21 protein-coding genes and 3 pseudogenes are annotated in these 25,858 nt (G+C 69.8%); 16 read left to right on the top strand and 8 right to left on the bottom strand.

The genetic code is table 11. The features are described 5' to 3' along the window. Window positions 1-723: pseudogene (locus V8688_RS10510) on the bottom strand (hypothetical protein); the annotation flags it as partial. Window positions 724-901: 178 nt separating this feature from the next. Between V8688_RS10510 and V8688_RS10505 the strand changes: the two are divergent. From V8688_RS10505 to V8688_RS10485, 5 genes are all read left to right on the top strand, one after another. Continuing rightward, window positions 902-2,062 carry a pyridoxal phosphate-dependent aminotransferase gene (locus V8688_RS10505; RefSeq protein ID WP_316573421.1) on the top strand — a complete coding sequence of 387 codons (1,161 nt, stop codon included), beginning with the start codon at window positions 902-904 and terminating at the stop codon, window positions 2,060-2,062. Window positions 2,063-2,218: 156 nt separating this feature from the next. Further along, complete coding sequence (locus V8688_RS10500) at window positions 2,219-2,872, top strand: TetR family transcriptional regulator (protein WP_218718730.1); 654 nt, start codon at window positions 2,219-2,221, stop codon at window positions 2,870-2,872. Window positions 2,873-2,878: 6 nt separating this feature from the next. Beyond that, entirely contained in the window at window positions 2,879-4,300 is a 1,422-nt protein-coding gene (gene purB, locus V8688_RS10495) for an adenylosuccinate lyase (RefSeq protein WP_218718731.1), read from the top strand. A 96-nt stretch (window positions 4,301-4,396) separates the two neighbouring features. Then, complete coding sequence (locus V8688_RS10490) at window positions 4,397-4,819, top strand: HIT family protein (protein WP_218718732.1); 423 nt, start codon at window positions 4,397-4,399, stop codon at window positions 4,817-4,819. 164 nt (window positions 4,820-4,983) lie between these two features. Further along, entirely contained in the window at window positions 4,984-5,916 is a 933-nt protein-coding gene (locus tag V8688_RS10485) for an alpha/beta hydrolase family protein (RefSeq protein ID WP_218718733.1), read from the top strand. Between the two features lie 68 nt (window positions 5,917-5,984). On the opposite strand, the gene V8688_RS10480 is transcribed toward V8688_RS10485, so the two are convergent. Next, complete coding sequence (locus V8688_RS10480; protein ID WP_342800702.1) at window positions 5,985-7,019, bottom strand: DUF2330 domain-containing protein; 1,035 nt, start codon at window positions 7,017-7,019, stop codon at window positions 5,985-5,987. Between the two features lie 127 nt (window positions 7,020-7,146). Between V8688_RS10480 and V8688_RS10475 the strand changes: the two genes are divergently transcribed. The 3 genes and pseudogenes from V8688_RS10475 to V8688_RS10465 all read left to right on the top strand — a co-directional run. Continuing rightward, window positions 7,147-9,294, top strand: a complete 2,148-nt coding sequence (locus V8688_RS10475; protein WP_218718734.1) for a S9 family peptidase — start codon at window positions 7,147-7,149, stop codon at window positions 9,292-9,294. Between the two features lie 101 nt (window positions 9,295-9,395). Further along, window positions 9,396-10,046 (top strand): annotated as a pseudogene (locus V8688_RS10470) (DUF2334 domain-containing protein); the annotation flags it as partial. Window positions 10,047-10,072: 26 nt separating this feature from the next. Continuing rightward, window positions 10,073-10,231, top strand: a pseudogene (locus tag V8688_RS10465) (DUF2334 domain-containing protein); the annotation flags it as partial. A 53-nt stretch (window positions 10,232-10,284) separates the two neighbouring features. Here V8688_RS10465 and V8688_RS10460 read toward each other — a convergent pair. Continuing rightward, window positions 10,285-11,661: a glutamate decarboxylase gene (locus tag V8688_RS10460; RefSeq protein ID WP_218718736.1), complete on the bottom strand. Its 1,377-nt coding sequence runs from the start codon at window positions 11,659-11,661 to the stop codon at window positions 10,285-10,287. A 176-nt stretch (window positions 11,662-11,837) separates the two neighbouring features. On the opposite strand from V8688_RS10460, the gene V8688_RS10455 reads away from it, so the two are divergent. Genes V8688_RS10455 through V8688_RS10445 form a run of 3 tightly spaced genes read left to right on the top strand, consistent with a single transcriptional unit; the run spans window position 11,838 to window position 15,059 of the window. Beyond that, entirely contained in the window at window positions 11,838-13,262 is a 1,425-nt protein-coding gene (locus tag V8688_RS10455; RefSeq protein ID WP_218718737.1) for an APC family permease, read from the top strand. Next, window positions 13,259-13,696, top strand: a complete 438-nt coding sequence (locus tag V8688_RS10450) for a hypothetical protein (RefSeq protein ID WP_218718738.1) — start codon at window positions 13,259-13,261, stop codon at window positions 13,694-13,696. The genes V8688_RS10455 and V8688_RS10450 overlap by 4 nt, the downstream gene beginning before the upstream one ends. 10 nt (window positions 13,697-13,706) lie before the next feature. Then, the gene (locus V8688_RS10445; protein WP_218718739.1) at window positions 13,707-15,059 is read left to right on the top strand and encodes a dipeptidase; all 1,353 of its coding nucleotides are present in this window, start codon (window positions 13,707-13,709) and stop codon (window positions 15,057-15,059) included. Here the strand turns inward: V8688_RS10445 and V8688_RS10440 are convergent, their stop codons facing one another. After that, a complete protein-coding gene (locus V8688_RS10440; protein WP_342800701.1) occupies window positions 15,060-15,704 on the bottom strand; it encodes an MBL fold metallo-hydrolase in 645 nt (214 codons plus the stop codon). It abuts the gene before it with no gap. Between the two features lie 179 nt (window positions 15,705-15,883). Between V8688_RS10440 and purS the strand changes: the two genes are divergently transcribed. Together purS and purQ are read left to right on the top strand one after the other, a co-directional pair. Then, window positions 15,884-16,120 carry a phosphoribosylformylglycinamidine synthase subunit PurS gene (gene purS, locus V8688_RS10435; RefSeq protein WP_218718741.1) on the top strand — a complete coding sequence of 79 codons (237 nt, stop codon included), beginning with the start codon at window positions 15,884-15,886 and terminating at the stop codon, window positions 16,118-16,120. Window positions 16,121-16,181: 61 nt separating this feature from the next. Then, window positions 16,182-16,859, top strand: a complete 678-nt coding sequence (gene purQ / locus V8688_RS10430) for a phosphoribosylformylglycinamidine synthase subunit PurQ (protein ID WP_218718742.1) — start codon at window positions 16,182-16,184, stop codon at window positions 16,857-16,859. Between the two features lie 163 nt (window positions 16,860-17,022). Here purQ and V8688_RS10425 read toward each other — a convergent pair whose 3' ends face one another. Then, window positions 17,023-18,099, bottom strand: coding sequence for a substrate-binding domain-containing protein (locus V8688_RS10425; protein WP_342800700.1), 1,077 nt, complete (start codon window positions 18,097-18,099; stop codon window positions 17,023-17,025). Between the two features lie 60 nt (window positions 18,100-18,159). On the opposite strand from V8688_RS10425, the gene V8688_RS10420 reads away from it, so the two are divergent. Next, on the top strand, window positions 18,160-18,591 hold the full coding sequence (locus V8688_RS10420; RefSeq protein WP_218718744.1) for a MarR family transcriptional regulator: 432 nt from the start codon (window positions 18,160-18,162) through the stop codon (window positions 18,589-18,591). Here V8688_RS10420 and V8688_RS10415 read toward each other — a convergent pair whose 3' ends face one another. Beyond that, window positions 18,592-19,710, bottom strand: coding sequence for a serine hydrolase domain-containing protein (locus V8688_RS10415; RefSeq protein WP_342800699.1), 1,119 nt, complete (start codon window positions 19,708-19,710; stop codon window positions 18,592-18,594). A 7-nt stretch (window positions 19,711-19,717) separates the two neighbouring features. Further along, window positions 19,718-20,590 (bottom strand): helix-turn-helix domain-containing protein, encoded by an 873-nt coding sequence (locus V8688_RS10410; RefSeq protein WP_342800698.1) that lies wholly within the window; start codon window positions 20,588-20,590, stop codon window positions 19,718-19,720. A 53-nt stretch (window positions 20,591-20,643) separates the two neighbouring features. On the opposite strand from V8688_RS10410, the gene V8688_RS10405 reads away from it, so the two are divergent. After that, window positions 20,644-21,936, top strand: coding sequence for a M18 family aminopeptidase (locus tag V8688_RS10405; RefSeq protein ID WP_218718745.1), 1,293 nt, complete (start codon window positions 20,644-20,646; stop codon window positions 21,934-21,936). A 154-nt stretch (window positions 21,937-22,090) separates the two neighbouring features. Here V8688_RS10405 and V8688_RS10400 read toward each other — a convergent pair whose 3' ends face one another. Further along, entirely contained in the window at window positions 22,091-23,401 is a 1,311-nt protein-coding gene (locus V8688_RS10400; protein ID WP_308248495.1) for a glycosyltransferase 87 family protein, read from the bottom strand. Between the two features lie 162 nt (window positions 23,402-23,563). On the opposite strand from V8688_RS10400, the gene purL reads away from it, so the two are divergent. Beyond that, window positions 23,564-25,858, top strand: coding sequence for a phosphoribosylformylglycinamidine synthase subunit PurL (gene purL / locus V8688_RS10395; RefSeq protein WP_342800697.1), 2,295 nt, complete (start codon window positions 23,564-23,566; stop codon window positions 25,856-25,858).

Genomic DNA, 25,858 nt, shown 5'->3' with positions numbered 1-25,858 from the left:
GGCCGCCGCCGCGACCACCGCCGCCTCGCGCCGCTTCTCGCCGTTGGCGATGGCGGCGAGCAGGCGCGTCGTCGACTGCGGATTCGGCGCGAGTTCCGGGACGTAGGCGATCGCCACGCGCTGCGCCTCACCGGGCGCCAGCGGGCCACCCTCGACGTCGTCGCCGATCCGCCCGTCCGCCGCCACGACCACCGCCACGATCGCCACACCCGCGATCAGGACGCGCTGCTCGATCAGTACCCGCCGCACCCGATCCCGGCTCGGCCGCCGCGCCCACAGCGCCTCGGCCCGCGCCTTCGGCCGCAGCCAGAACACGGTGCGCACCTCGCCCGCGCGCAGTTCGCCGGCGATCTCGGCGACCGTCGGATGCTCGCCGATCCAGGTCGCCACGCGCTCGCGGACACCGCTCTTCGACGGTAGCTGCTCGCGCCAATTCGCCTGCAGAACACGGCCGTTGATGCTGACAACGCGCTTCCCGACGCTCGGCGCCGCGGCGTTGTCGAGCGCCCGGGTGCTGTGCTCAGCGGCTGAGGCGCTGGGGCCGTCGGTGGTGACTCGCTGGTGCGCGGTGGTCTCGGCGGCTGAGGGCTGCGCGGTGGCGGCCGCGGTGTCCGCACGAGGGTCGGCCTCGGCGGCCGCGGGGCTCGCGGCGACGTCCGCCGCCTGCGCGTTCGCCTCGACCGGAGGGCTGTCCTCGACCGGCGACGCCACGACACGATCCACCGTGTCCGCCTTCGCCCGCCGCACTCGCCCCGCCGTCCTTACCCACTCCATGGTGCCCCCGCGGCCCTGCCCCGACGCGGCTCAACTCGCTGCGCCGGTGGCTGCGTATTCGCTGTCGGAGCCATTCTGCCGACCATATCTGTCAACGCGCGCAATCGGGTGCTCTACCGTCACTCGGGTGTCCAGAGAATCGCGCCGGTCGACCATTCCCCCTTTCTACGTGATGGATGTGTGGAAAGCCGCTGCTGAACGGGCCAGGTCGCACGGAGACGTGCTGGTGCTGGCGGCGGGACAGCCCTCGACGCAGGCGCCGGCGCCGGTGCTGCGGGCGACCAAGGCGGCGATCGAGCACGAGCTGCTCGGGTACACCGAGACGTTCGGCATCCTGCCGCTGCGCGAGGCGATCGCCGAGCACCACCGGGAGACCTACGGCTACGACGTGCACCCGGACGAGGTCGTGGTGACCACGGGGTCCTCGGGGGCGTTCACGCTGATCTTCCTGGCCGCCTTCGACGCGGGCGACACCGTGGTGGTGGCCCGGCCGGGATACCCGGCCTACCGCAACACCCTCACCGCGCTCGGCTGCGAGGTGATCGAGCTCGACTGCGGCCCGCAGACCCGCTTCCAGCCGACGGTCGCCATGCTCGAGGCACTGCCCGAGCCGCCCGCGGGCCTGGTGGTGGCGAGCCCGGCCAACCCGACCGGCACCATGATCGACCCGGCCGAGCTGGCCGCGCTGGCGCGCTGGTGCGAAGACCACGGCACCCTGCTGATCTCCGACGAGATCTATCACGGCATCACCTTCGACGACGCGACGCCGACCGCCTCGGCCTGGGAGTTCTCCCGCGCGGCGGTGGTGATCGGCTCGGTGTCGAAGTACTTCTCGATGACCGGCTGGCGGCTGGGCTGGATGCTGGCCCCCGCCGACCTGCGCCCGGCGCTGCAGCGGCTGGCGTCGAACATGACGGTGTGCCCGCCCGCCATCTCCCAGTACGCCGCCGTGCACGCGTTCGGCGCGGAAGCCAAGGATGAGCTGGACGGCCACGTCCGCCGGTACGCGCGCAACCGGGCGCTGTTGCTGGAGGGTCTGCCGAGTATCGGCATCACCGAACTCGCCCCCGCCGACGGCGCTTTCTACGCCTATGCCGATATCGGTCACTTGACCAACGATTCCCGGGCCTGGTGTGCCGAGGTGCTCGAGCACACCGGCGTCGCGCTGGCACCCGGTCTCGACTTCGACACCGTGCACGGTATTCGCACTGTTCGCTTCTCCTTCGCCGGCGCCACCGACGACATCGCCGCAGCGCTGGACCGGTTGGGAAGGTTCCTGAAGGGCTGATCGGCCGCGCTGTCAACAGTGATGTGCGACAACAACTTTGCCTAGTACGAACACTTCCGTGCCGGGATGCGGTAAAACTCAGTTATCCCGATTTCCCGCGTTTCCCCGATGACGATTGCGCACGGTTGAACTGATGATGACTGGCACGATGGCACGGTGACCACCGCGACGACCCCGAAAGGCGAACGGCGTCGCCAGGCCCTGGTGGCGGCGGCGGCTGAACTGTTGCTCGAAGGCGGCTTCGACGCTGTACGACATCGCTCGGTGGCGTCGCGGGCCGATCTTCCGCTCGCCTCGACCACCTACTACTTCGAATCTCTGGAAGATCTGATCGCCCGGGCCGTCGAATTCAGCGGCGCGATCGAACTCGACGCCATGCGTCGCCGGGTCGGTGAGGTCAGCCATCGCAGGCGCGGTACCGACGCGACCGTCGACCTCGTCCTCGACCTGCTCGTCGGCCCCGACGACAGCGACCTCGACGCGCGCGGCCAGCTGATCGCGCGCTACGAGCGCTCGGTGGCCTCGGCCCGGCATCCCGAGTTACGCGAGGTCCAGCTCCGACTACGCACGCAGCTCGAAGAACTGCTCGCCGACGTGCTGCGCCGCTCCGATCGAGTGGTGCGCCCCGAGCAGTTGCGCAGGCTGGTCGCGGTGGTGGACGGCGCGGTGGTCGCCGCGCTGATCGAGGGTCACCCGGAGCCGAGGCGGCCCGCACGGGCCGGTCTGCTGGAGATGATCGACATCGTCGCCCCGCCCGTGGTGCCCAACATGATGCCCCAGCAGCTGGAACGGGCGCGGCAACTAGACTGAGTGTTCGTGAGCCTTGTCCCGAACGTCCTCGCCACCCGATACGCCAGCCCGGAGCTCGTCGCGCTCTGGTCGCCCGAGAACAAGATCGTGCTCGAGCGCAAGCTGTGGCTCGAGGTGCTGCGGGCGCAGTCGGCACTCGGCATCGATGTCCCCGCGGGTGTGCTCGACGACTACGAGCGCGTGCTCGAACACGTCGACCTGGCCTCGATCGCCGAGCGTGAGCGGGTCACCCGCCATGACGTGAAGGCGCGCATCGAGGAGTTCAACGCGCTGGCCGGGCACGAGCACGTGCACAAGGGCATGACCAGCCGCGACCTCACCGAGAACGTCGAACAGCTGCAGATCCGGCTCTCGCTCGAGTACGTCTACGACCACGGTGTCGCGATCGCGGCCCGGCTGGCCGAGCGCGCCGCGGAGTACCAGACGCTGGTGATGGCGGGCCGCTCGCACAACGTCGCCGCGCAGGCGACCACCCTGGGCAAGCGCTTCGCCTCCGCCGCCGACGAGGTGCTCGTCGCGCTGACCCGCCTGCGCGAGCTGATCGACCGCTACCCGCTGCGCGGCATCAAAGGCCCGATGGGCACCGCCCAGGACATGCTCGACCTGCTCGACGGCGACGCGGGCAAGCTGGCCGCGCTCGAGCAGCAGGTGGCCACGCATCTCGGCTTCGCGAAGGTCTTCACCAGCGTCGGCCAGGTCTACCCGCGCTCACTCGACCACGACGTGCTCTCGGCGCTGGTGCAGCTGGGCGCCGGGCCGTCGTCGTTCGCGCACACCATCCGGCTGATGGCGGGCCACGAGCTGGTCACCGAGGGCTTCCAGCCCGGCCAGGTCGGGTCCTCGGCGATGCCGCACAAGATGAACACCCGCTCGTGCGAGCGCGTCAACGGCCTGCAGGTCGTGCTGCGCGGCTACGGCTCGATGGCGGCCGAGCTCGCGGGCGCGCAGTGGAACGAGGGTGACGTGTTCTGCTCGGTGGTGCGCCGCGTCGCGCTGCCGGACGCGTTCTTCGCCGTCGACGGCCAGATGGAGACCTTCCTGACCGTGCTCGCCGAGTTCGGCGCATACCCGGCGGTGGTCGCCCGCGAGCTCGACCGGTACCTGCCGTTCCTGGCCACCACCCGCATCCTGATGGCGGCGGTGCGCGCGGGCGTTGGCCGCGAGACCGCGCACGAGGTCATCAAGGAGCACGCCGTCGCGGTGGCGCTGGCCATGCGCGAGCAGGGTCGCGAGCCCGACCTGCTGGACCGGCTCGCCGCCGACGACCGGATGCCGCTGGACCGCGCCGCGCTCGATGCCGCGCTGGCCGACAAGTCCGCGTTCATCGGTGCCGCGTCCGACCAGGTCTCCGAGGTCATCGCGCAGGTGCAGAAGCTGGTCGAGGCCAACCCCGAGGCCGCGCGCTACACGCCGTCGCCGATTCTCTGACGCACGGTGCGTGTCAGCCCGCCGCTGTCGCTGTTCCAGCACCGGCGGCGGGCGATCGCACGGCGGCTCCTGGCGCGGTTTCGCTACCGTACCCGGGTGAATCCGTACACGATCTTCGCCGACATCATCGCCGGGCAGGCGCCCGCCTCCAAGGTCTACGAGGACGATGATGTGCTGGCGTTCATGGACATTCGTCCGGTGACGCCGGGCCATGTGCTCGTGGTCCCGAAGGCGCCCGCGCCGAGCCTGGCCGATCTCGATCCCGCCCTCGGCGGCAAGCTGTTCCAGGTCGGGCAGCGGATCGCGGCCGCGTTGCGGGCCAGCGAAGTGGCCGCCGACGGAGTGAATTTCTTCCTCGCCGACGGCGTCACCGCCGGGCAGGAGATCTTCCACGTGCACCTGCACGTGATCCCGCGGACGCCGGGCGACGGCTTCGGCCTGCGGGCGCGCCCGACCTCGCCCGCGCGCGCCGATCTCGACTATCTGGCCGGGTCGATTCGCGGCGCTCTGTCCCGCTGACCTGCCTTTCCGGGCGAACCGGTCATTGCATACCGGTAAGTTTGCTGAAGAAACGCCCGAATCGCCGAATGCTCTCAGTTCGTTCACCTGTGGGTTACTTTGGACTGTCATTGGCATGCGGTAATGGAGGGTGGGACGTGCGTCGTACAGGTGTTGCTGCTTCAGTGCTGGCTTTCGCCATCGCGTTGATCGGACCCGCGGTGGTGAACCCCGCCCCCGCAGCTGCCGCCCAGATCGTCGGGGTGAACAACCTCAGCCCCACCCGCACCGCGATCACGGTCGCCTCGCCCGCGATGGGGCGCAATATCGACCTGCAGGTGCTGCATCCGGCGGGCGGCGGCTCGCGCTCGACCTACTATCTGCTCGACGGCCTCGACCCCGGAATCGGCCAGAGCACCTGGACCAACGCCACCGACGCCGAGGCCTTCTTCCGGAACAAGAACGTCAATGTGGTCATGCCGACCGGCGGGCAGGCCAGCTACTACTCCGACTGGATCTCCGACGACCCGCGCTTCGGCCGGTACAAGTGGGAAACGTTCCTCACCCAAGAGCTGCCCGGCCTGATCGACGCGGAGTTCGACGGCAACGGGGTCAACGGCATCGGCGGCCTGTCCATGGGCGGCAACGCGGCCTACATCCTGGCCGCCCGGCACCCCGGGCTGTACCGGGCCGTCGCCGGCTACAGCGCGTGTCCCGACAGCGCGATGGCCGCGGGCGCGATCATGTTCTCCATCGCCAACCGTGGCGGCAATCCGCTCAACATGTGGGGCGCGCCCGGCAGCCCCGAGTGGGCCTCGCACGACCCGGCCCTGATGCTCGAGGGCCTGCGCGGCAAGGCGCTGTACATGTCCACCGGCACCGGCATTCCCGGCCCGCACGAGGCCGAGCTGAAGCCGCAGCTGGCGGAGAACATCTTCCTCGGCGGTCCCATCGAACTCGGCGTCAACACCTGTATGGTCGCCTTCGACCAGCGGCTGCGCGGCGCGGGCATCGGTGCCAAGATCGACTACCACCCGGTCGGCACCCACTCCTGGTCCTACTGGCAGGACGCGCTGCACGCCTCCTGGCCGACCATCGGCCCGGCGCTGGGGGCCTGAGAGTTCTTCCACGCGGCCCGGTTCGACGGCTTTTCCAGCCCGAGAGCCGGGCCGCGCCGCGTTCCGGGCTACCTGGTCCGGCGCCGGAGCACGACACCGGCGAGCACGCCGATCACCGAGAGCCCGGCGATGATCAGCACGTAACCCGCGGGGAAGCCCAGGATCTCGACATACTCCCGGCGCACCACCCGATCGCGGACGGTGTCGTCGTTCGCGGCGGGGCCGAAGGCGAAATCGGTGGTGATGGTCGCGGGGCGGGGAATGCTGACGGCGAGTTCGGTGAGGTAGGACTTGCCCGCCGCGAGGGCTTTCAGGTCGGGATCGGTGAGTTCGGCGACGGGGGCGGCGAATTCGGTGATGGTGGATTGTGTGGCGGTGTCGGCGTCGGTGCGCGTCACCCGGTGGTCGCCGAAGACGTAGAGGTGCACCGACTGGTGGCCGGTGGCCGCCGCGGACATGCGCATCGGATAGACGAGCCGGTCCGAGTCGAAGGTCAACCGGACCGGATCCAGCGCGCCGGAGAGCGGTTTCGCGCTGGTCAGGCGCATGGCCACGAAGGACCAGCCCTCGCGGAGATAGGGGTCGAGGGTGGCGCTGACCTCGGGGCGCAGTTGATAGCCGTTGGCGTCCAGCCATTCCCGGACGCCGGTGAGGTCGCCGCCGCGCAGCGTCGTCGCCTCGAGCGGGCCGAGTTGGACCTGTCCGAGTACCTCGGGCCCGGAGCCGGGCGCGGCGCCGGAGGTGTCACCGGAGGAGTAGTCGCTGCCGAACCAGCGGTGCTCGGTGACGACCTCGGGCGCGGTCAGCCGGGACAGCTCGCTGAACGAGGCCGCGGTGCCCGCCGAGACCGTCGCCGGTGTCGGTGTGGGGACGATCAACGCCGCGTCGGCGCCGTCGAATTGCATTCCCAGGCGCATGAGCACGGTCTCGCGGGTACCGTCCCACCCGAGCACCGCCGTCTCGCTGTCGACCCGCGCCGAGTTCCCGCCGCTGACCACGCCACCGCACGCACAGGCGGTCGCGGGAGTCACCGCCGCGGACCCCGCCGCCAGCACCACCCCGACACTCACGACGAACGATCGAACCGCGTACCGCATCCCCATGCGAGCAGGCTACGCACCCACCGGCGCGCGCACATGCGCAGAAATACTCAGCCGGGCGGGCCCGGCCCGGTGGCGGCCCCGGCCGAGTTGGCGGGCCCGGCCGCAAAGGTCCGGCTACGGTGGACCCATGGCTGGCGAGAATGAGACGGTGTCGGCGCCGATCGCGAAGAAGGTGCCCTTCGAGCGGGTGCATCACGGCGACACGTTCGTCGACGAGTACGAGTGGCTACGGGACAAGGAGAATCCCGAGGTCATCGCGTACCTGGAGGCCGAGAACGCCTTCACCGAGGCGCAGACCGACCAGTTGCAGCCGCTGCGGGACAAGATCTTCGACGAGATCAAGGCGCGGACCCAGGAGACCGACCTGTCGGTGCCGACCCGGCTGGGCCAGTACTGGTACTACTCGCGCAGCTTCGAGGGCAAGCAGTACGGCGTGCACTGCCGCTGTCCCATCGCCGCCGAGGCCGAGGGCATCGACGCGTGGACCCCGCCGCAGCTCGAGGTCGAGACCGCGATCGCGGGAGAGGAGGTGCTGCTCGACAGCAACGTGCTGGCCGAGGGCTTGGACTTCTTCGCGCTCGGCGCGTTCTCGCTCAGCCACGACGGCACCCTGCTGGCCTACTCCGTCGACAGCACCGGCGACGAGCGCTACACCCTGCGGATCAAGGATCTGCGCACCGGTGAGCTGCTGCCCGACGAGGTGGCGGGCGCCGCACCGGGCGCGACCTGGTCGCTGGACGGCACGCACATCTTCTATCAGACCGTCGACGAGTCCTGGCGGCCCGACACCGTGTGGCGCCACCGCGTCGGCACCGCCGCCGACGCCGACGTGACGGTGTTCCACGAGCCCGACGAGCGCTACTGGGTGAGCGTCGGTGCGACCCGCTCCGAGAAGTACCTGATGATCTGGCTCGGCTCCAAGATCACCACCGAGGGCTGGGTGCTGGAGTCCGACAACCCCGAGGGCGAGTTCCGGGTGCTGCTGGAGCGCCGCGAGGGTGTGGAGTACTCGGCCGAGCACGCGGTGATCGGCGGCGAGGACCGCTTCCTGATCCTGCACAACGACGTGGTCGACGGCGTGAAGGCGGAGAACTTCGTCCTCGCCGAAGCGCCTGCCACCGATCCGTCGGACATGACGATCCTGATCGGGCACCGCGAGGACGTGCGCCTCGAGGATATCGACGCCTTCGCCAACCACCTGGTGCTCGGCTACCGCCGCGACGCGCTGCCCCGCCTGTCGGTGTGGCCGCTCACCGCGGAGGGCTACGGCGAGCTCACCGAACTCGACTTCGGGCTCGAATTGTTCTCCGCCGGTGCGGGTTCCAGCCCGGAATGGGAACAGCCGACGCTGCGGGTCGGCGTCACCTCCTTCATCACCCCGATGCAGGTGTTCGACTACGTGCCCGCCACCGGTGACCTGCTGCTGCGCAAGGAGCAGCCGGTGCTCGGCGGCTACGACGCGAACGACTACGAACAGCACCGGGATTGGGCGGTCGCCCACGACGGCACCCGGATCCCGATCTCGATCATCAAGCGGCGCGGGCTCCCGGCGGGCCCGAAGCCGATGCTGCTCTACGGTTACGGCTCCTATGAGGCCAGCATCGATCCGTCGTTCTCGGTCTCGCGGCTGTCGCTGCTCGATCGCGGCATGGTGTTCGCGGTGGCGCACGTGCGCGGCGGCGGTGAGATGGGCCGACTCTGGTACGAGCACGGCAAGACACTGCTGAAGAAGAACACCTTCACCGACTTCGTCTCCTGCGCCGTGCATCTCATCGACAGCGGTGCCACGGCGGCGGATCGGCTGATCGCCGACGGCGGCAGCGCGGGTGGCCTGCTGATGGGCGCGGTCGCCAATCTGGCGCCGGAGCTGTTCACCGGCATCCTCGCCAACGTACCGTTCGTCGACCCGCTCACCTCGATCCTGGACCCGTCGCTGCCGCTGACGGTGATCGAATGGGACGAGTGGGGAAACCCGTTGGCCGACAAGGACGTCTACGAGTACATGAAGTCGTACTCGCCGTACGAGAACGTCGAGGCCAAGGACTACCCGGCGATCCTGGCGATCACCAGCCTCAACGACACCCGCGTGCTCTACGTCGAACCGGCCAAGTGGATCGCCAAGCTGCGCGCCACCAAGACCGGCGACAGCGAGCTGCTGCTCAAGACGGAGATGAGCGCCGGCCACGGCGGTGTCAGCGGGCGCTACGAGAAGTGGAAGGAAGTCGGCTTCGAGTACGCCTGGGTCCTGGACAAGGTCGGTCTGGCGGACGCGTAGCTGAGCGAGCACTGGCGGCGGTGGTGAGGCGTGCGCGGATGTTCGTCGGGGCGTCATCGGTGGAGCACGCGGGTGTCACCTGGGGCTGACACCGTAGGTCCATGAACGCTGAGCTGATCGTTTCCGTATCCGGGATCCGGGACACGACCCGCGATGCCGCGATCGAGTTCGCGGCGGAGATGGACCAGCGGGATGTGCGGCTGTCACTGCTGGTCGCGCCCCGGTTGAAGGGCAAGTACCGGCTGGTCGACGATCCGGCCACGCAGTCCTGGCTGCGCGGTCGACGGCTCGCGGGCGACGCGATCGTGCTGCACGGCTACGACCAGGCCGCCACCAAGAGCCGTCGCGCGGAGTTCGCGAGCCTGCCCAGGCACGAGGCCACCCTGCGGCTCAAGGCGGCCGACCGGGTGATGGAACAGGTGCAGCTGCGCACCCGGCTGTTCGCCGCGCCGCGCTGGGACGCCTCGGCCGGTGCGCTGGCCGCGCTGCCCGAGGTCGGCTTCCGGCTGGCGCTCGGCCTGACCACCGTCCTCGATCTGGAACGTGAGGTGGCCCAGCGCGCGCGGGTGTACGGAATAGGTGAGGGATTCCGGGCCGAGCCGTGGTGGTGCCGGGCGCTGGTGATGGGCGCGGCGCGCACCGCCCGGCGTGGCGGCGTGCTGCGGCTGGCGATCTCGGCCGCGCAGTTGCAGCGCTCGGGTCCGCGTCAGGCGATGCTCGACGCCGTCGACCTGGCGCGGTATCACGGCGCCCGCAGCGACGTGTACCGCTGGGAGNCCGGCGTGGCGGCGTGCTGCGGCTGGCGATCTCGGCCGCGCAGTTGCAGCGCTCGGGTCCGCGTCAGGCGATGCTCGACGCCGTCGACCTGGCGCGGTATCACGGCGCCCGCAGCGACGTGTACCGCTGGGAGCCGTTCACCGCGGCCAGGGCTGCCTGACCGGCCGTCGCCGCGCGCACATCGGCGATCACGCGCGCGGCGACGGCCCCTGATCACGGCACCTCGGGCGCGCCGTCGTGGGTGAATCCGCCCGCCTCCGAGCGAGTCAGGGGCGTGCGCCGCGGGTTGGTCGCGAGCTGGTGCAGACCCCGTTCGATGTCGGCGAGCAGCAGTTCGACCATGTCGACGGTGAAGCCGTGCCGGAACACCGCGCGCATGATCGTCTCGTCCTGCCGGTCGGCGGGCAGCGGATAGGCGGCGATGAGCCAGCCGCGGGCGCGCAGCCGGTCCGACAGGTCGTAGAGGTTGTAGTCGACGCCGTCGGCCAGTCGCCACGCCACCGCGGTGATGCCCCGCGCCGGTTCGGCCGCGTGGATCAGCTCGAACGGGCCCATGGCGCCGATGCGCTTCGCGAAATGCCGGGCGACCAGGTAGATCGTCGACTGCACGCGGGTGTAGCCGGCCCGGCCGAGCCGGATGAAGTTGTAGTACTGGGTGATCACCTGGCCGCCGGGCCGGGAGAAGTTGAGGTTGAACGTCGGCATGTTGCCGCCGAGGTAGTCGACGTCGAAGATCAGCTCCCTGGGCAGATCGGCGGCCTCGCGCCAGATCGCCCAGCCGACCCCGAGCGGGGCCAGCCCGGTCTTGTGCCCGGAGGCGTTGATCGACTTCACCCGGGGTAACCGGAAGTCCCACACCAGATCCGGCGCGGTGAACGGGCCGAGGAAGCCGCCGCTGGCCGCGTCGACGTGGATCGGGATGTCCGGGCCGCCGCAGGCGTGCAACCGGTCCAGCGCGGCGCTGATCGCGGCGACGTCCTCGAACAGACCGGTGAAGGTCTGACCGAAGGTCGGCACCACGGCGATGGTGTTGTCGTCGCAGTACGTCGGCAGGTCGTCGGGGTGCAAGGTGTAGCGGTCGCCGCGCAAGGGGACTTGGCGCAATTCGACGTCGAAGTAGCGCGCGAACTTCTCCCAGCACACCTGCACCGGCCCGGTCACCAGGTTGGGCACGCCCGTGCCGCCGCGCGCCCGCCAGCGGAACTTCGCCGCCAGCCCGCCGAGGATCGCCGCCTCGCTGGAGCCGGTGGTGGAGGTGCCGAGCGTGGTCGTGGGATCGGGCGCGTGCCACAGGTCGGCGAGCATGCGCACACAGCGTTTCTCCAGCTCGGCGGTCTGGGGGTACTCGTCCTTGTCGACGATGTTCTTGTCCGTCGACTCGGCCATCAGCGTGCGCGCCTGGTCGTCGATCCAGGTGGTGCAGAAGGTCGCCAGGTTCATCCTGGCGACGCCGTCGAGGAGCAATTCGTCGTGCACGATCTCGTAGGCGACATCGGGAAAGAGTTCGTAGGCGGGAAAACCGCCGTGCGGGGCGGGACGGGTGAAACCGGGAAGGCTGAAAAGGTCATGGGGATCGTGATTCTCGGCCACTGTTCCTCCAGTCGGCGGATCCACTGCCAGGTGTTAGCTCTGCCGGGTATCTGCAACGATTCCGTTGCATATGTGCTCGTTTCGAGCCTACCGGGAGGATGCTCGGCAGTTACTATGCTTGAGCAGTTGATCAAGGGTTTCCGCTAGTTGTGCATACACAGCAGGAGGCAGCGCTGATGACGGGCACCGCGACGAAAGCCGCGACGACGACGAAATACTTGTCCTGGGTGACATTGGCGCTGATGACCACGAGTTCGGTGGCCAGCCTCCGCTCGGCACCCACGATGGCGATCTACGGACTCGCCTGTGTATTCCTCTACATCATTCCCGCGATTCTGTTCCTGCTGCCGACTTCGCTGGTGGCCGCGGAACTCGCTTCGGGCTGGGACGGCGGCGTCTACAAATGGGTCGGGGACGGGCTGAACAAGCCGCTCGGCTTTCTCGCCGTCTGGTGCCAGTTCGCCATGACGATCTTCTATTACCCGAGTCTGCTCGCTTATGTGGCAAGCACTTTCGCGTACATCATCGATCCGTCGCTGGCGTCCAACGGGCTCTATGTGGCCATCGTGATCATCACCGTCTATTGGGCCGGTGTGTACGTGTCCTCGCAGGGCACCAAGACGGTGGCCGGGCTGTCGAGCATGGGCCTGGTGATCGGCACCTTGATCCCCGGCACCATTCTGGTCGTGCTGGGCCTGGTGTTCCTCGCGCAGGGCAATCCGTCTGCGGCGCCGATGGATTCGAGTCACCTGCTCCCGGCCTGGACCGGGCTGGCGAGTCTGGTGCTGATCGTGAACAACTTCCTGTCCTACGCGGGCATGGAGATGAACGCGGTGCACGTGTCGTCGCTGAAGAATCCGGCCAAGGAATTCCCGAAGGCGATGTTCCTGGCGATGGGCCTGGTGCTGGTCATCTTCATCCTGCCCGCGCTGGCGATCAGCTGGGTGGTCCCCTCCGCGAGCCTGAGCCTCACCGCGGGCGTGATGCAGGCCTTCGACGGGTTCTTCAGTCACTTCGGCGTCGGGTTCCTCACCCCGATCGTCGGCATCGCGCTGGTGGCGGCCGCGGTCGGCGGCATGCTCACCTGGCTGGCCGGACCGTCCAAGGGCCTGTTGCTGATCGGGCGCAGCGAGGGCTACCTGCCGCCGTGGCTGACGACGATGAACAAGCACGGCGTGCAGCAGAACATGCTGGTGGCGCAGGGTGTGTTCACGACGTTCATCGCGCTTCTCTACGCCTTCATCCCGAATGTCTCCAGCGCGTACTGGATTCTGTCGGTGATCACGACGCAGGTGTATCTGATCATGTACGTGCTGATGTTCGCGGCGGCCGCCAGGCTGCGCCGCAACGATCCCGATCATCCGCGCGGCTACCGGGCGCCCGCCCTGTTCGCGCTCTGTGGTCTCGGCGCCGCGTCCTCGATCGCGGCATTCGCGATCGGCTTCGTGCCACCCTCGCAATTCGGCGCGGGCAGCCCGTGGGTGTATCTGCTCATCGTCGGCGGCGGCATGGGCATCGTCGGGCTGCTGATCCCGTACCTGTTCTACCGAAACCGCAGGGACAGCTGGAAACTCGCTGTCCCGGAAGGGGAGAAGGCATGACGACCGGAGACGCCCCCTACCGCAAGCGGCGCTGGATCTACATCACCACGGGCGTGCTGCTCGTGGTGTTCGCCCTGATCGGCTTGCTCACCTTCAGCGAGATCCGCGAGAACACTCAGGCCACCGCCAAAGCCGAACAGCTGCACAACAATCTGCTCGCCGCGGGGCTGCCCGCACCCGAGCCGAACGTGATCGCGGACGCGCTCGGCGACGACGGCGGCTCGGTCTGCCAGGACCCGAGTTCGCCGCTGATCAAGGCGAAGTACCAGGCCTCGATCACCAACGGCGCGGCCGGGCCGGGGCAGCGTCCGGTGATCGGCCCGCGCGACACCACCCAGGCGGTGGCCCTGACCATCGCCGTCTATTGCCCGGATCGGCTGCCGGACTACCTTTCTCATCTGGACACCCTGAAGCTGGACGACACCACGAAGTGAGGCCGAAGCGATGACCGATACCCCCGAAGTGGCCGCCCTGCGCACCACCATCTCCGGGTTGATGGGCCAGGCGAAAGCGGACCTCACCCAGCTGGTTTCGCTGAAGTCGGTCGCCGACCCGCGCCAGTTCCCGCCGGCGGGGTGCGAGCAGACCGCGCAGTGGGTGGCCGACGCGTTCGCCGCGGCGGGGCTGACCGAGGTGGGTCTGCACGAGACGCCCGACGGCAGCAAGGCCGTCATCGGGCACAAGCCGGGTCCGCCGGGCACGCCGACGGTGCTGCTCTACTGCCACTACGACGTGCAGCCGCCGCTGGACGACGACGCCTGGCACACCCCGGTGTGGACGCTGACCGACAAGGACGGCCGCTGGTACGGCCGCGGCGCCGCCGACTGCAAGGGCAACATCGTCACCCACCTGACGGCCCTGCGCGCGATCGGGCCGGACTTCCCGATCGGCATCAAGGTGGTGTCGGAGGGCTCGGAGGAGCAGGGCACCGGCGGGCTGGAGAAGTTCGTCGTCGCCAATCCCGACCTGCTCGCCGCCGACGTGATTCTGGTGGCCGACTGCGGCAATTTCGCGGTCGGCGTGCCCACCTTCACCCAGACCTTGCGCGGGAACGTGAACGTCGTGGTCACGGTGACGACGCTGGCCGGGCCGATGCACTCGGGCATGTTCGGCGGCCCGGCGCCGGACGCGCTGGCCGCGATGATCCGGCTGCTGTCGTCGCTGCGGGACGAACACGGCAACACCACCATCGACGGGCTCACCGACGACCAGAAGTGGACCGGCGTGCAGTACCCGGCCGAGGACTTCCGGGCCGATGCGGGCGTGCTCGACGGCGTCGACCTGCTCGGCAGCGGCACCGTCTCGGACATGGTGTGGGCGCGGCCCGCGCTGACCGTGCTCGGGATGGACGTGCCCGCCGTCGTCGGGTCCTCGGCGGCCATCCAGCCGAGCACCAGGGCCAGGCTCAACCTGCGCATTCCGCCGGGCACCGAGCCCAAGCAGGCGCTCGACCTGCTGGAGAAGCACCTGCGCGCGCATCTGCCGTGGAACGCCCGGCTCGACATCGAGGTCGAGGCGCTCGGCGAACCGTTCGTCGCCTCCGAGCGGGGCCCCGCTCGGTCGGCGCTGGAACAGGCCATGGCGACCTCCTACGGCAGACACGTGACCACCGAGGGGCAGGGCGGGTCGATCCCGCTGTGCAATGTCTTCGCCGACACCTACCCCGACGCCGAGATCATGCTGATCGGCGTGGAGGAGCCGAAGTGCCTGATCCACGCCCCCAACGAGAGCGTGGACCCGACCGAGATCGAGCACATGGCGCTGGCCGAGGCGCTGTTCCTCAGCACCTATCGCTGATCAGAACTGCGCCTGGTCCTCCGGCTGGATCACCCGGAATTCGGTGCCGGCCGGGGCCATCTCGGTCAGCCTGGCGAAGTAGATGCCCTGCGCCGTCGGCTCGACGATCCCGAAGTGGACCGGGACGGCGGTGCGGGGATTGACCGCGCGCAGGTAGTCGACGGTGTCCCAGATCCGCATCCACGGCGCGACCGCCGGGATCGCCAGCACGCCGACCGGGACCGGCGGCACCCAGAGCGAGTCGCCCGGGTGGACCAGCTGGGCCGGGTCGGCCGCGGTGCCGAGCTGGAAGACGGTGTTGTCGATCACCGGGATGTCCGGGTGGATCACCGCGTGGCGACCGCCACCGCCGGTGATCTGCAGGTCGCCGATGTCGAGCACCTGGCCCGCCGAGACCGGCTCCCAGCCCTCACCGCGCTGCTGGGCGGTCTGCGGGTCCGACAGCAGGCGGGCGGTCGGGTTGGCCTCGATCAGCGCCTCGATCCGGGCCGGGTCGATGTGGTCCGGGTGCTGGTGGGTCACCGCGATCGCGTCCAGTCCGGTGATGCCCTCGAAGCCGTGCGCGAACGTGCCGGGATCGAACAGCACTTGCACACCGTGCAGTTCCACGAGGATGCAGGAATGACCGAAGTGGGCGATGCGCATAAGCCGATGCTATCGCCGCCGATGCCGGTGGGCCCGGAGGCGGGAGCGGAGCGTGGCCACGCAGGGCCTCGGCGGTCGGCGTCGTCGAAGACAGCCGCCGCGACCCCGGAACGCGGGCACGACGGCCGGGTCAACTAGGATTTCCGAGGTAACCCCCCACACCACATGAGGAGCAACGCGTGGCACGAGTCGTGGTCGAGGTCATGCCGAAGGCCGAGATCCTGGATCCCCAGGGACAGGCCGTGGTCGGCGCGCTCCCGCGTCTGGGATTCGCCGGAATCTCGGATGTGCGGCAGGGCAAGCGATTCGAGCTCGAGGTGGACGACAGTGTCTCCGACGCCGAGCTCGAGCAGATCGCCGAGGCGCTGCTGGCCAACACGGTGATCGAGGACTGGAAGGTGGTTCGGGTCTCATGAGGGAGCACAGCACAGCCGCCCACGCGGTCATGCCGGAGCCGAGCGTCAGCGAGGCGCGGGCATGAGCGCACGCATCGGCGTTATCACCTTCCCCGGCACGCTCGACGACGTCGACGCCGCTCGCGCGGTGCGGCTGGCCGGCGCCGAGGCCGTGAGCCTGTGGCACGCCGACGCCGACATCAAGGGCGTCGACGCGGTCATCGTGCCCGGCGGCTTCTCCTACGGCGACTACCTGCGCTGCGGCGCCATCGCCCGGTTCGCGCCGGTGATGGGCGAGGTCGTGCGCGCGGCCGGTCAGGGCCTGCCGGTGCTGGGCATCTGCAACGGCTTCCAGGTGCTGTGCGAGGCCGGGCTGCTGCCCGGCGCGCTGACCCGCAACGAGGGCCTGCACTTCATCTGCCGCGACGAGTGGCTGCAGGTCGAGGCGACCAACACCGCCTGGACCTCCCGCTACGAGCCGGGCGCGCAGATCCTCATCCCGCTGAAGTCGGGCGAGGGCCGCTACCAGGCCTCCGCGCAGGTGCTCGACGAGCTCGAGGGCGAAGGTCGCGTGGTGTTCCGCTACGCGGGCGACAACCCGAACGGCTCCCAGCGCGGCATCGCGGGCATCTCCTCGGCCAACGGCCGGGTCGTCGGCCTGATGCCGCACCCCGAGCACGCCACCGAGGCGCTGACCGGTCCGAGCGACGACGGTCTCGGCATGTTCTTCTCGGTGATCGACAGCCTCATCAACGCTTGAGTTTTGGAGCGCTGGCGCGCTCGAGGTCGCGGCCCCTTGGGTCCCGCCGATCAGGTGCCGTTGCTCGCTCCTTCGTCGCTTGCGCAACGGCACCTGATCGGCGGGACGGCCGCGACGGCCGCTGCGCGGCCTGACCCTCCTCGGGGTCGGGGCGTGGTGGTCGTCAGGGCAGCTGGTCGATGATGTCGAAGTCGACGCCGTCGGCGCGAGCCAGGTGCGCAGGACCGATCGCCTGGTTGCCGAGGAAGCCGTTGCGGGTGGACGGGCCGTCCAGGACGATGCCGTCGTCGAGTCTGGCCGCGATGGTCGGCACGTCCAGGGTGCCGACGGTGTCGGCCAGCGTGCGCAGCAGGTGGACGGCCTCGTAGGCGGAGTTGCTGAACGTGGTCAGCGCGGGGGCGAAGGCGCCGTGGTGCTCGCGGTAGCGGGTGCGGCGGTCGCGGCCGTCGGCGGTGTGCTCGTCGACGAAGAAGCTCGACGCGACGAACATGTTGGCATTGGCCGCCGGACCCGCGCTCAGCAGCACGTTCTCGTCGACGGCGGGGCTCAGCCGCGGCATGATCGCGGGCAGACCGGTGGCGGTGAACTGGCGATTGAAGCGCGCGGTGTCGGCGCCGACCATCAGGATCAGCACCGCGTCGGCGCGCAGCAGCGCCGGGCTGTCCAGGAACGGGTGGAAATCGGTGGTGCCCAGCGGCACGTACTGCTCGAGCACGAGATCGGCCGGTGTCGGCAGCGCCCGGCGCAGCGCGTTGACCGTCTGCCGGGGCCAGATGTAGTCGTTGCCGATCACCGCCCAGCGGCGAACGCCCAGCTCACGAGCCATCCAGGCGACGGCGGGCACGGTCTGGTGATCGGGATGCTCGCCCACCAGCAAGACGCCGGGGCGCTCGTCGGGCAGGCCCTCGTGGTCGGTCGCGTAGAGGTAGGGGACACGGCCGTCGACGGCGTCGGCGACGGCGCGACGCACCGCCGAGGTGTGCCAGCCGGTGATCGCGCCGACCATTCCGGTCGCCAGGAACGCGTCGACTTCGGCGGCCACCTCGTACGGCGGCCGGCCGCCGTCGAGCGTTGTCAGCCGAATTTCGCGACCCAGAATTCCTGTCCCGCTATTGATTTCGTCGACGGCCAGGGAAATGGCGGCGGTGCACGAAGGTGCGATGATGCCACCGGGGCCCTGAGTGGGCACGATCGAGAGAATCTCGATCGTTTCGTCCCGACTCTCGTCGAACGTGGGCATTCTGTACTCTAACGCCTAGTGCGAACAGGTTTGTTCGAATGAATGTGTCGGCAGGTGGGAATGCAATCGGTGTCCATCATAAGTGGGTGTTCCACGCTGCACGGCGCGCTGCGCTCGGCAGAACGTAACTGGGTGCGCCAGCTGGAATCGGCGTTGTCGGCCGACAATCTCACGGCCGATCACTGGGCGATTCTGTCGCAGTTGTCGACCGACGACGGCATGACCATGTCGGAATTGGCGGCGGCCGCGCGGCTCGCGCCGTCCTCGGCCACCCGGCACGCCGATCATCTCGCCGAGCGCGGGCTGATCTTCCGGGTCGCCGCCACCGACGACCGCCGCCGGATCCTGATCGGGCTCAGCAGCCTGGGGGCGAAGCTGGTCACCAAGATCCGCGCCGAGGAACAGCTCGCCGAGGAAGAGCTGCGGGCCCGCCTCGGCGCGCGGCGCTACAGCGAGCTGTCGGCCGCGCTCGGCGTCATCGCCGAGCTGTAGTCACCCGCCCAGCGCCAGCTGGGTGAAGGCGCCCAGCGCGTCGTCGATCGGATGCGGTTGCGGTCTTCCCGTGGCGTCGAGGCGGTTCCAACGCTGCAGGTTCACCGCGAAGGACAGCTGCCGGGTGCCGTCCGCGCTGGTCATCGAGGTCGCGCCGCCGCCCCACACCGAACCCTCGTGGCCCCAGCAGGTGCCGAGGCCGGGCACCGTGGTCTTCTGCAGGCCGAGACCGTAGTCGCCGGTCTTGCCGTCGAAGGCGATGACCGGAACGGTTCGCCGCATCTGCGCCAGCGACGCGCGGCTGATGATCTCGCCGGCCAGCAGCAGCCCGAAGAAGCGGTTCAGATCGGCGACGGTCGAGATCAGCGACGCCGCGCAATCGGTCCACGACATGTCGAAGACGCTGTAGTCGCGCGGCGGGTCGATCATGCCGAACCATGCCTCGTAGTGCCGCGAATGCGGTCCGTCGATGGTCGGGCCTGCCGGGAGCTCGGTGTCGGGCAGACCGGCGGGCTCGATGATGGCGCGGGTGATGTAGTCGGGCGCCGAGGTGTCGGTCACCGCCGCGATCAGCTGGCGCAGAAGCAGGTAGTTGGTGTTCGAGTACACCCCCGGTGTGCCGCCCGGCGCGCCGGTGGCGGGTGCGCCGACGCCCATCGCGATCAGCTCGGTCGGCGCGAATCGGGTGAACCGGTGGTCGTCCAAGCTGGCCGGGGTCGTCTTCGCCACGGCGGGAAAGGCCGCGAGCGAGGGGTAGGCCATGGGCAGGAAGTCGGGGAGACCGCTGGTGTGGTTGATCAACATCCGGACCGTGATCGCCGTACCTCGGTCGCCGGGAACCAGTCGCGGCAGATAGTGGCCGATCGGGGTGTCGAGCGTGATGGCGCCCTCGTCGACCAGGCGTAGCACCGCGGCGGCGGTGAACGTCTTGGTGATGCTGCCGACGCGGTGGCGCAGGTCGGGAGTGACGGGGCGGCCGGTGTCGACGTCGGCGACACCCGCCGCGCCACGCCAGATCCGATCGTCGGCGCGTACCTCGGCGAAGACGCCGGGCAGGCCCGCGTGGTGGATGGTCTCCAGGGCGATCTGGAGCTTGTCGGGATCGAAAGTGGTGGTCACGGCACAACTATCGGCCGAGCGCCCCCGCCGGGTCTTGGACGAATCTTCCCCAGGCCCGGTAGCGGTGCTGGGCGACGGTGGGCAGATAGCGCGGCACCAGCGACCCCGGCGTCTGGTCGGCGAAGGTCGACACGTCCCGGCACAGATGGGCCTGATCGGTGTACCCGCAGGCCGCCGCGACGTCGGCCGCGGGCCTGCCGGCCAACAGACCGTCGACCGCGGACCGGAACCGGACCAGCATCGCCGCTCGCTTGGGGGTCAACCCGATCTGGGATTCGAACCGCGACCACAGCCGCTTGTGGCTCCAGCCGAGGGAGGCGGCGAGCTCGCCGATGCGCACCTGGCCGCCGGTGGTGAGGATGCGGCTCCAGCTCGCGAGCACCTCCGGGTCGGGGGTCCGCGTCGGCCGGTCGCACTGCGCGAGAAACGTTCTGGTGACCGCGAAACGGTCGTCCCAGGTCGGGGCGGACGCGAGCCACTCGCGCAGCCGCCGGGCCCGTGAACCCCACAGGTCCTCGACGGCGACCGCGCCCCGGCCCAGTTCCGTGGGGGACACGCCCAGCAGCGAATACGCCCGGACCGGCGACATCCGGACCTCGACGCACGCGGCCCGCTCCCCACGCACCCGCATGGCCGCGAGGGGAAGCCCGGCCACGAAGCCACCGAGGGTGCGGCTGCCGAACGCGTCGTCGACGCGCAACCCGCCACCCCCGAACTCGATCAGCACGGTGACCGAGGCCGCCCCCGCGACTCGCAGATCCACGCCGGCCCCGCCCGCGTCGCGGTAGCCGATGATCCCGGCACCCGCTGTCATCGCATCGGCCGGACCTGCGAATTCCCAGTCCCGCTCGGACCGTCCGCCGACGTCGACTCTGTCCACCCGTCCAGGTTACGGAAGGCAGGGCGGCGACCTCGCGGGCTAGGATCGCGGCTGTGCCTGTATCCCTGACTGCGGCCACGGCGAGTGGCTTGTGCGCGTTCATCGATGCTTCGCCCTCGCCGTTCCATGTGTGCGCGACGGTCGCCGCCGAGCTGGCGGCGAACGGGTTCACCCCACTGGCCGAGGCGCGGTCGTGGGAGAGCGCGGGCGGGAAACACTATGTGGTGCGCGGTGGTTCGCTGATCGCGTGGGCCGACGAGGACGCCGCGCCGGCCGACCCGTTCCGGGTGGTCGGCGCGCACACCGACAGCCCGAACCTGCGGGTGAAGCAGCATCCGGATCTGGCGACCGCGGGCTGGCAGCTGGTCGGGCTCGAGCCCTACGGCGGCGCGTGGCTGAACTCCTGGCTGGACCGCGAACTCGGCCTCTCCGGCCGGCTGAGCGTGCGCGACGGCGCCCGGATGAGCGACGTGCTGGTCCGCATCGACGACCCCATCCTGCGGGTGCCGCAGCTGGCGATCCACCTGTCCGAGGATCGGCGCGGGGTGACGCTGGACCCGCAGCGCCACGTCAACGCGATCTGGGGCATCGGCGACGCCCCCGCCTCCTTCCTGGATTTCGTGGCCGAACGCGCCGGCGTCGACGGCGCCGACGTACTCGGCTGGGAACTGATGACCCACGACCTCGCGCCGAGCACCCTGGTCGGCCGGGACAACGACCTGGTGAGCGCGCCGCGCCTGGACAACCAGGGCACCTGCTACGCCGGGCTGCAGGCGTTCCTCGCCGCCGTCGACGAACCGGGCGCCGCGACGCCGGTGCTGGTGATGTTCGACCACGAGGAGGTCGGCAGCCAGTCCGACCGGGGCGCGCAGTCGGATCTGCTGCCCGCGGTGCTCGAGCGCATCGTGCTCGCCCGTGGTGGCGGTCGGGCGGATTACCTCGCGGCGCTGGCCGGTTCGGTGGTCGCCTCCGGTGACATGGCCCACGCGACCCACCCGAACTACCCAGAGCGCCACGAACCCGCGCACCGGATCGAGGTCGGCGGCGGGCCGGTGCTCAAGGTCAACCAGAACCTGCGCTATGCCACCGACGCGGCCGGGGCCGGGGCGTTCGCGCTGGCCTGCGCCCAGGCGGAGGTTCCATTGCAGCGCTATGTGCATCGCGCGGATCTGCCCTGCGGGTCGACCATCGGACCGATGACCGCGGCCCGCACCGGCATCTCCACCGTCGACGTCGGCGCTCCGCAGCTGGCCATGCACTCGTGCCGTGAACTCATGGGCGCCACCGACGTGTCCGCCTACGCTTCCGCGCTCGCCGCGTTCCTCACCCCGGCCGCCGTGGACTGAGCGGACGCCGGTGCGCTGCACCGTCGGCAGCGGCCAGGGGAGCAGCGGCGCGACTCCGGGCGAACCGTGGTGGTGGCCGAGGTCGAGCCGCGACGGGTCCCCGCGTGGCGGCCCGCCGGTCCGATGTGACCGGGTCGCCGCGCGAATTTCCCCGTCAGGCGGTGGCGAGTTCCGGTGCGGCGGGGGCTTTCCTGGCGGGGTGGTAGGTGATCACGGCGTAGACGATCACCGCGAACGTCGCCCACACGTAGGCGCTGCCGATGATCTGCTGCCACCACGCCCAGTCGAGTTCCTTGCCGCCGGAATGCGGCAACACCCACTGCGGTCCGATGATGAACATCACGGTGAACAGCGCGACCACGGCCGTGAACCCGCGCGAGCGCCGGCGGGTGACCTGGTCGACGGCGACGACGAGCGCGGGCGCGACCCACACCCAGTGGTGCGACCACGAGACCGGCGAGACCAGCAGCACGGCGGCGGCATTGACCAGCAGCGCCGAGACGTCCTTGCCGGCGCCGATGAGCCGGTACATCCACACCGCGGCCAGCGCGACCGTCACGGCCGACAGCGCGATCCACAGCCCGGTGGCGATCGACTCGTCGAGCCCGAGGCGGAACAGCGTGCCCTTGATCGACTGATTGCCCGCGAAGTACGGCGTCCCGATGCGGCCCGTGTCGGTGACGGTGTGGAACCAGTACTCCACCGAATCGGCCGGGAACAGCAGGAACCCGATCCCGACCGCGCCCACGGCCGACGCGACCAGGGTGATAGCCGCCTTCCAGTCCCGTTTGAGCAGGAAGTAGAGCAGGTAGGCCGCGGGGATCAGCTTGATCGAGACCGCGATGCCGATCAGCATGCCGCGCGGCCAGAACGGTTTGCGCACCAGGATGTCGAGGGTGATCGCGGCCATCAGGATCAGGTTGATCTGGCCGAAGTTGAAGGTCTGGCGGACCGGCTCGAGGAACTGGGCCAGGCCGAGCCCGGCGATCACCACGGTCAGCACCGCGATCCGGTCGAGCTCGGGACGCAGCCGGACCAGCACCAGCCACAGCGCGATCCCCAGACTCAGCAGCGAGGTCACCAGCACGACGACCTCGGCGACCGGGATCGGCATCAGCGCCAGCGGCACGAAGAACGCGGCGGCCAGCGGGGGATAGGTGAAGGGCAGACCGAGGCCGTAGACCGGCGGCATCGGCCCGTACAGGTCGCCGCCGTCGAGCCAGACCCGGGCGCCGTTGCGGTAGACCCGCAGGTCGATGTAGCCGTGCCACCAGTGCGCGAGCAGCGCCACCGCGGCCGAGACGACGAACAATCCGATCGCGGCGGCCAGCCAGCGCAGCTGTCGGTCACGGGTGGAGAGCCCGGGTGGGGGTGCCGCCGGTCCGGCCGGAGTGGAACTCGGCACCGCGTCATGCGCGGGAGCAGTCGACTCGACCTGCTCGGCAACCCCCGGACTCTCGTTCACGGCGTCAGACTAACGGGTGCGTAGCCTGGCGAAGCGTAGGTGTGACCAGGCCGGGTGCGAGGTCTGTCACTTGTTCGCAACACGGGCCCGAGCGGGCGGCCTCGGCATAGCCAATTAGACTCTGTAGTCAAGTTCCCCCGGCCGAAAGGACCCTGGTCTCCCGTGACACTGCAGGTCGACACCGTCGCCACCGCCGCAGCCACCCCGGATGCTCCGCAGCCGTACAAGGAACTCGGTCTCAAAGACGACGAGTACGCCCGCATCAAGGAGATCCTGGGCCGTCGGCCCACCGACGCCGAGCTGGCGATGTACTCCGTGATGTGGAGCGAGCACTGCTCCTACAAGTCCTCCAAGGTGCACCTGCGCTACTTCGGTGAGACGACCACGCCCGAGATGAAGGCCTCGATGCTGGCCGGCATCGGCGAGAACGCCGGTGTGGTCGACATCGGCGACGGCTGGGCCGTCACCTTCAAGGTCGAGAGCCACAACCACCCGTCCTACGTCGAGCCGTACCAGGGCGCGGCCACCGGCGTCGGCGGCATCGTGCGCGACATCATGGCGATGGGCGCGCGCCCGATCGCGGTGATGGACCAGCTGCGCTTCGGCGCGGCGGACGCGGCCGACACCCGTCGCGTGGTCGACGGCGTCGTGCGCGGCGTCGGCGGCTACGGCAACTCCCTCGGCCTGCCGAACGTCGGCGGCGAGACCGTCTTCGATGCCTCCTACCAGGGCAACCCGCTGGTGAACGCGCTGTGCGCGGGCGCGATGCGCGTGGAAGACCTGCACCTGGCCTTCGCCTCCGGCGCGGGCAACAAGATCATCCTGTTCGGCGCGCGCACCGGCCTCGACGGCATCGGTGGCGTGTCCGTGCTGGCCTCGGACACCTTCTCCGGCGAGGAGACCGGCACCGGCCGCAAGAAGCTGCCCGCCGTGCAGGTCGGTGACCCGTTCACCGAGAAGGTGCTCATCGAGTGCTGTCTCGACCTGTACAAGGCCGGACTCGTCGTCGGTATCCAGGACCTCGGCGGCGCCGGGCTGTCCTGCGCCACCTCCGAACTGGCGGCGGCCGGCGACGGCGGCATGCACATCGACCTGACCAAGGTCCCGCTGCGCGCCAAGCACATGACCCCCGCCGAGATCCTGTCGAGCGAGTCGCAGGAGCGCATGTGCGCGGTCGTGACTCCCGAGAACGTGGACGCCTTCATGGCCGTCTGCAAGAAGTGGGACGTGCTGGCCACCGTCATCGGTGAGGTCACCGACGGCGATCACCTCGTCATCACCTGGCACGGCGAGACCGTCGTCGACGTGCCGCCGCGCACCGTCGCCCACGAGGGTCCGGTGTACGAGCGCCCGGTGCAGCGTCCCGACACCCAGGACGCGCTGATCGCCGACACCACCGCCACGCTGCCCCGGCCCAAGACGGCCGACGAGCTGCGCGAGACCCTGCTGACGATGATCGCCAGCCCGCAGCTGTGCAGCCGCAAGTGGATCACCGAGCAGTACGACCGCTACGTGCGCGGCAACACCGTGCTGGCCGAGCACGCCGACGCCGGCGTGGTGCGCATCGACGAGGAGTCCGGCCGCGGTATCGCGCTGGCCACCGACGCCTCGGGCCGCTACACCAAGCTCGACCCGTACACCGGCGCGCAGCTGGCGCTGGCCGAGGCCTTCCGCAATGTCGCCACCACCGGCGCCACCCCGAAGGCTGTCACCAACTGCCTGAACTTCGGTTCGCCGGAGGACCCGGGCGTGATGTGGCAGTTCCAGCAGGCCGTGCGCGGTCTCGCGGACGGCTGTGCGGCCCTGGGCATTCCGGTGACCGGCGGCAACGTCAGCTTCTACAACCAGACCGGCAAGGATGCCATCCTGCCCACCCCGGTGGTCGGCGTGCTCGGCGTGATCGACGATGTGCACCGCCGCATCCCGACCGGCCTGGGCCTGGAGCCGGGCGAGTCGCTGATCCTGCTCGGCGAGACCAACGACGAGCTGGACGGTTCGATCTGGTCGCAGGTCGTGCACGATCACCTCGGTGGCGTGCCGCCGAAGGTCGACTTCGCCCGTGAGCAGCTGCTCTCGGAGGTGCTCACCTCGGGTTCGCGCGACGGCATGATCTCCGCGGCGCACGACCTGTCCGAGGGTGGTCTGGCGCAGACCGTCGTCGAGGCCGCGCTGGCGGGCGAGACCGGCTGCCGCATCGTGCTGCCCGAGGGCTCGGACCCGTTCGTGCAGCTGTTCTCGGAGTCGGCCGGGCGCGTGCTCGTCGCGGTGCCGCGCTCGGAGGAGACCCGCTTCACCAAGATGTGCGAGGCGCGGCAGCTGCCGTGGGTGCGCATCGGCGTGGTCGACCAGGGCTCGGATTCGATCGAGGTGCAGGGTCAGTTCTCGGTGACACTCGCCGAATTGCGTGAGGCGTTCGAGGGCACCCTGCCTAAGCTGTTCGGAGCGCACACCGCCTGA

Origin of the sequence: Nocardia sp. No.11 (assembly GCF_038752175.1) — a bacterium.
Taxonomy (GTDB): domain Bacteria; phylum Actinomycetota; class Actinomycetes; order Mycobacteriales; family Mycobacteriaceae; genus Nocardia; species Nocardia canadensis.
Note: the sequence above shows the minus strand (reverse complement) of the source record. Positions and strands in the feature narration are given on the sequence as shown.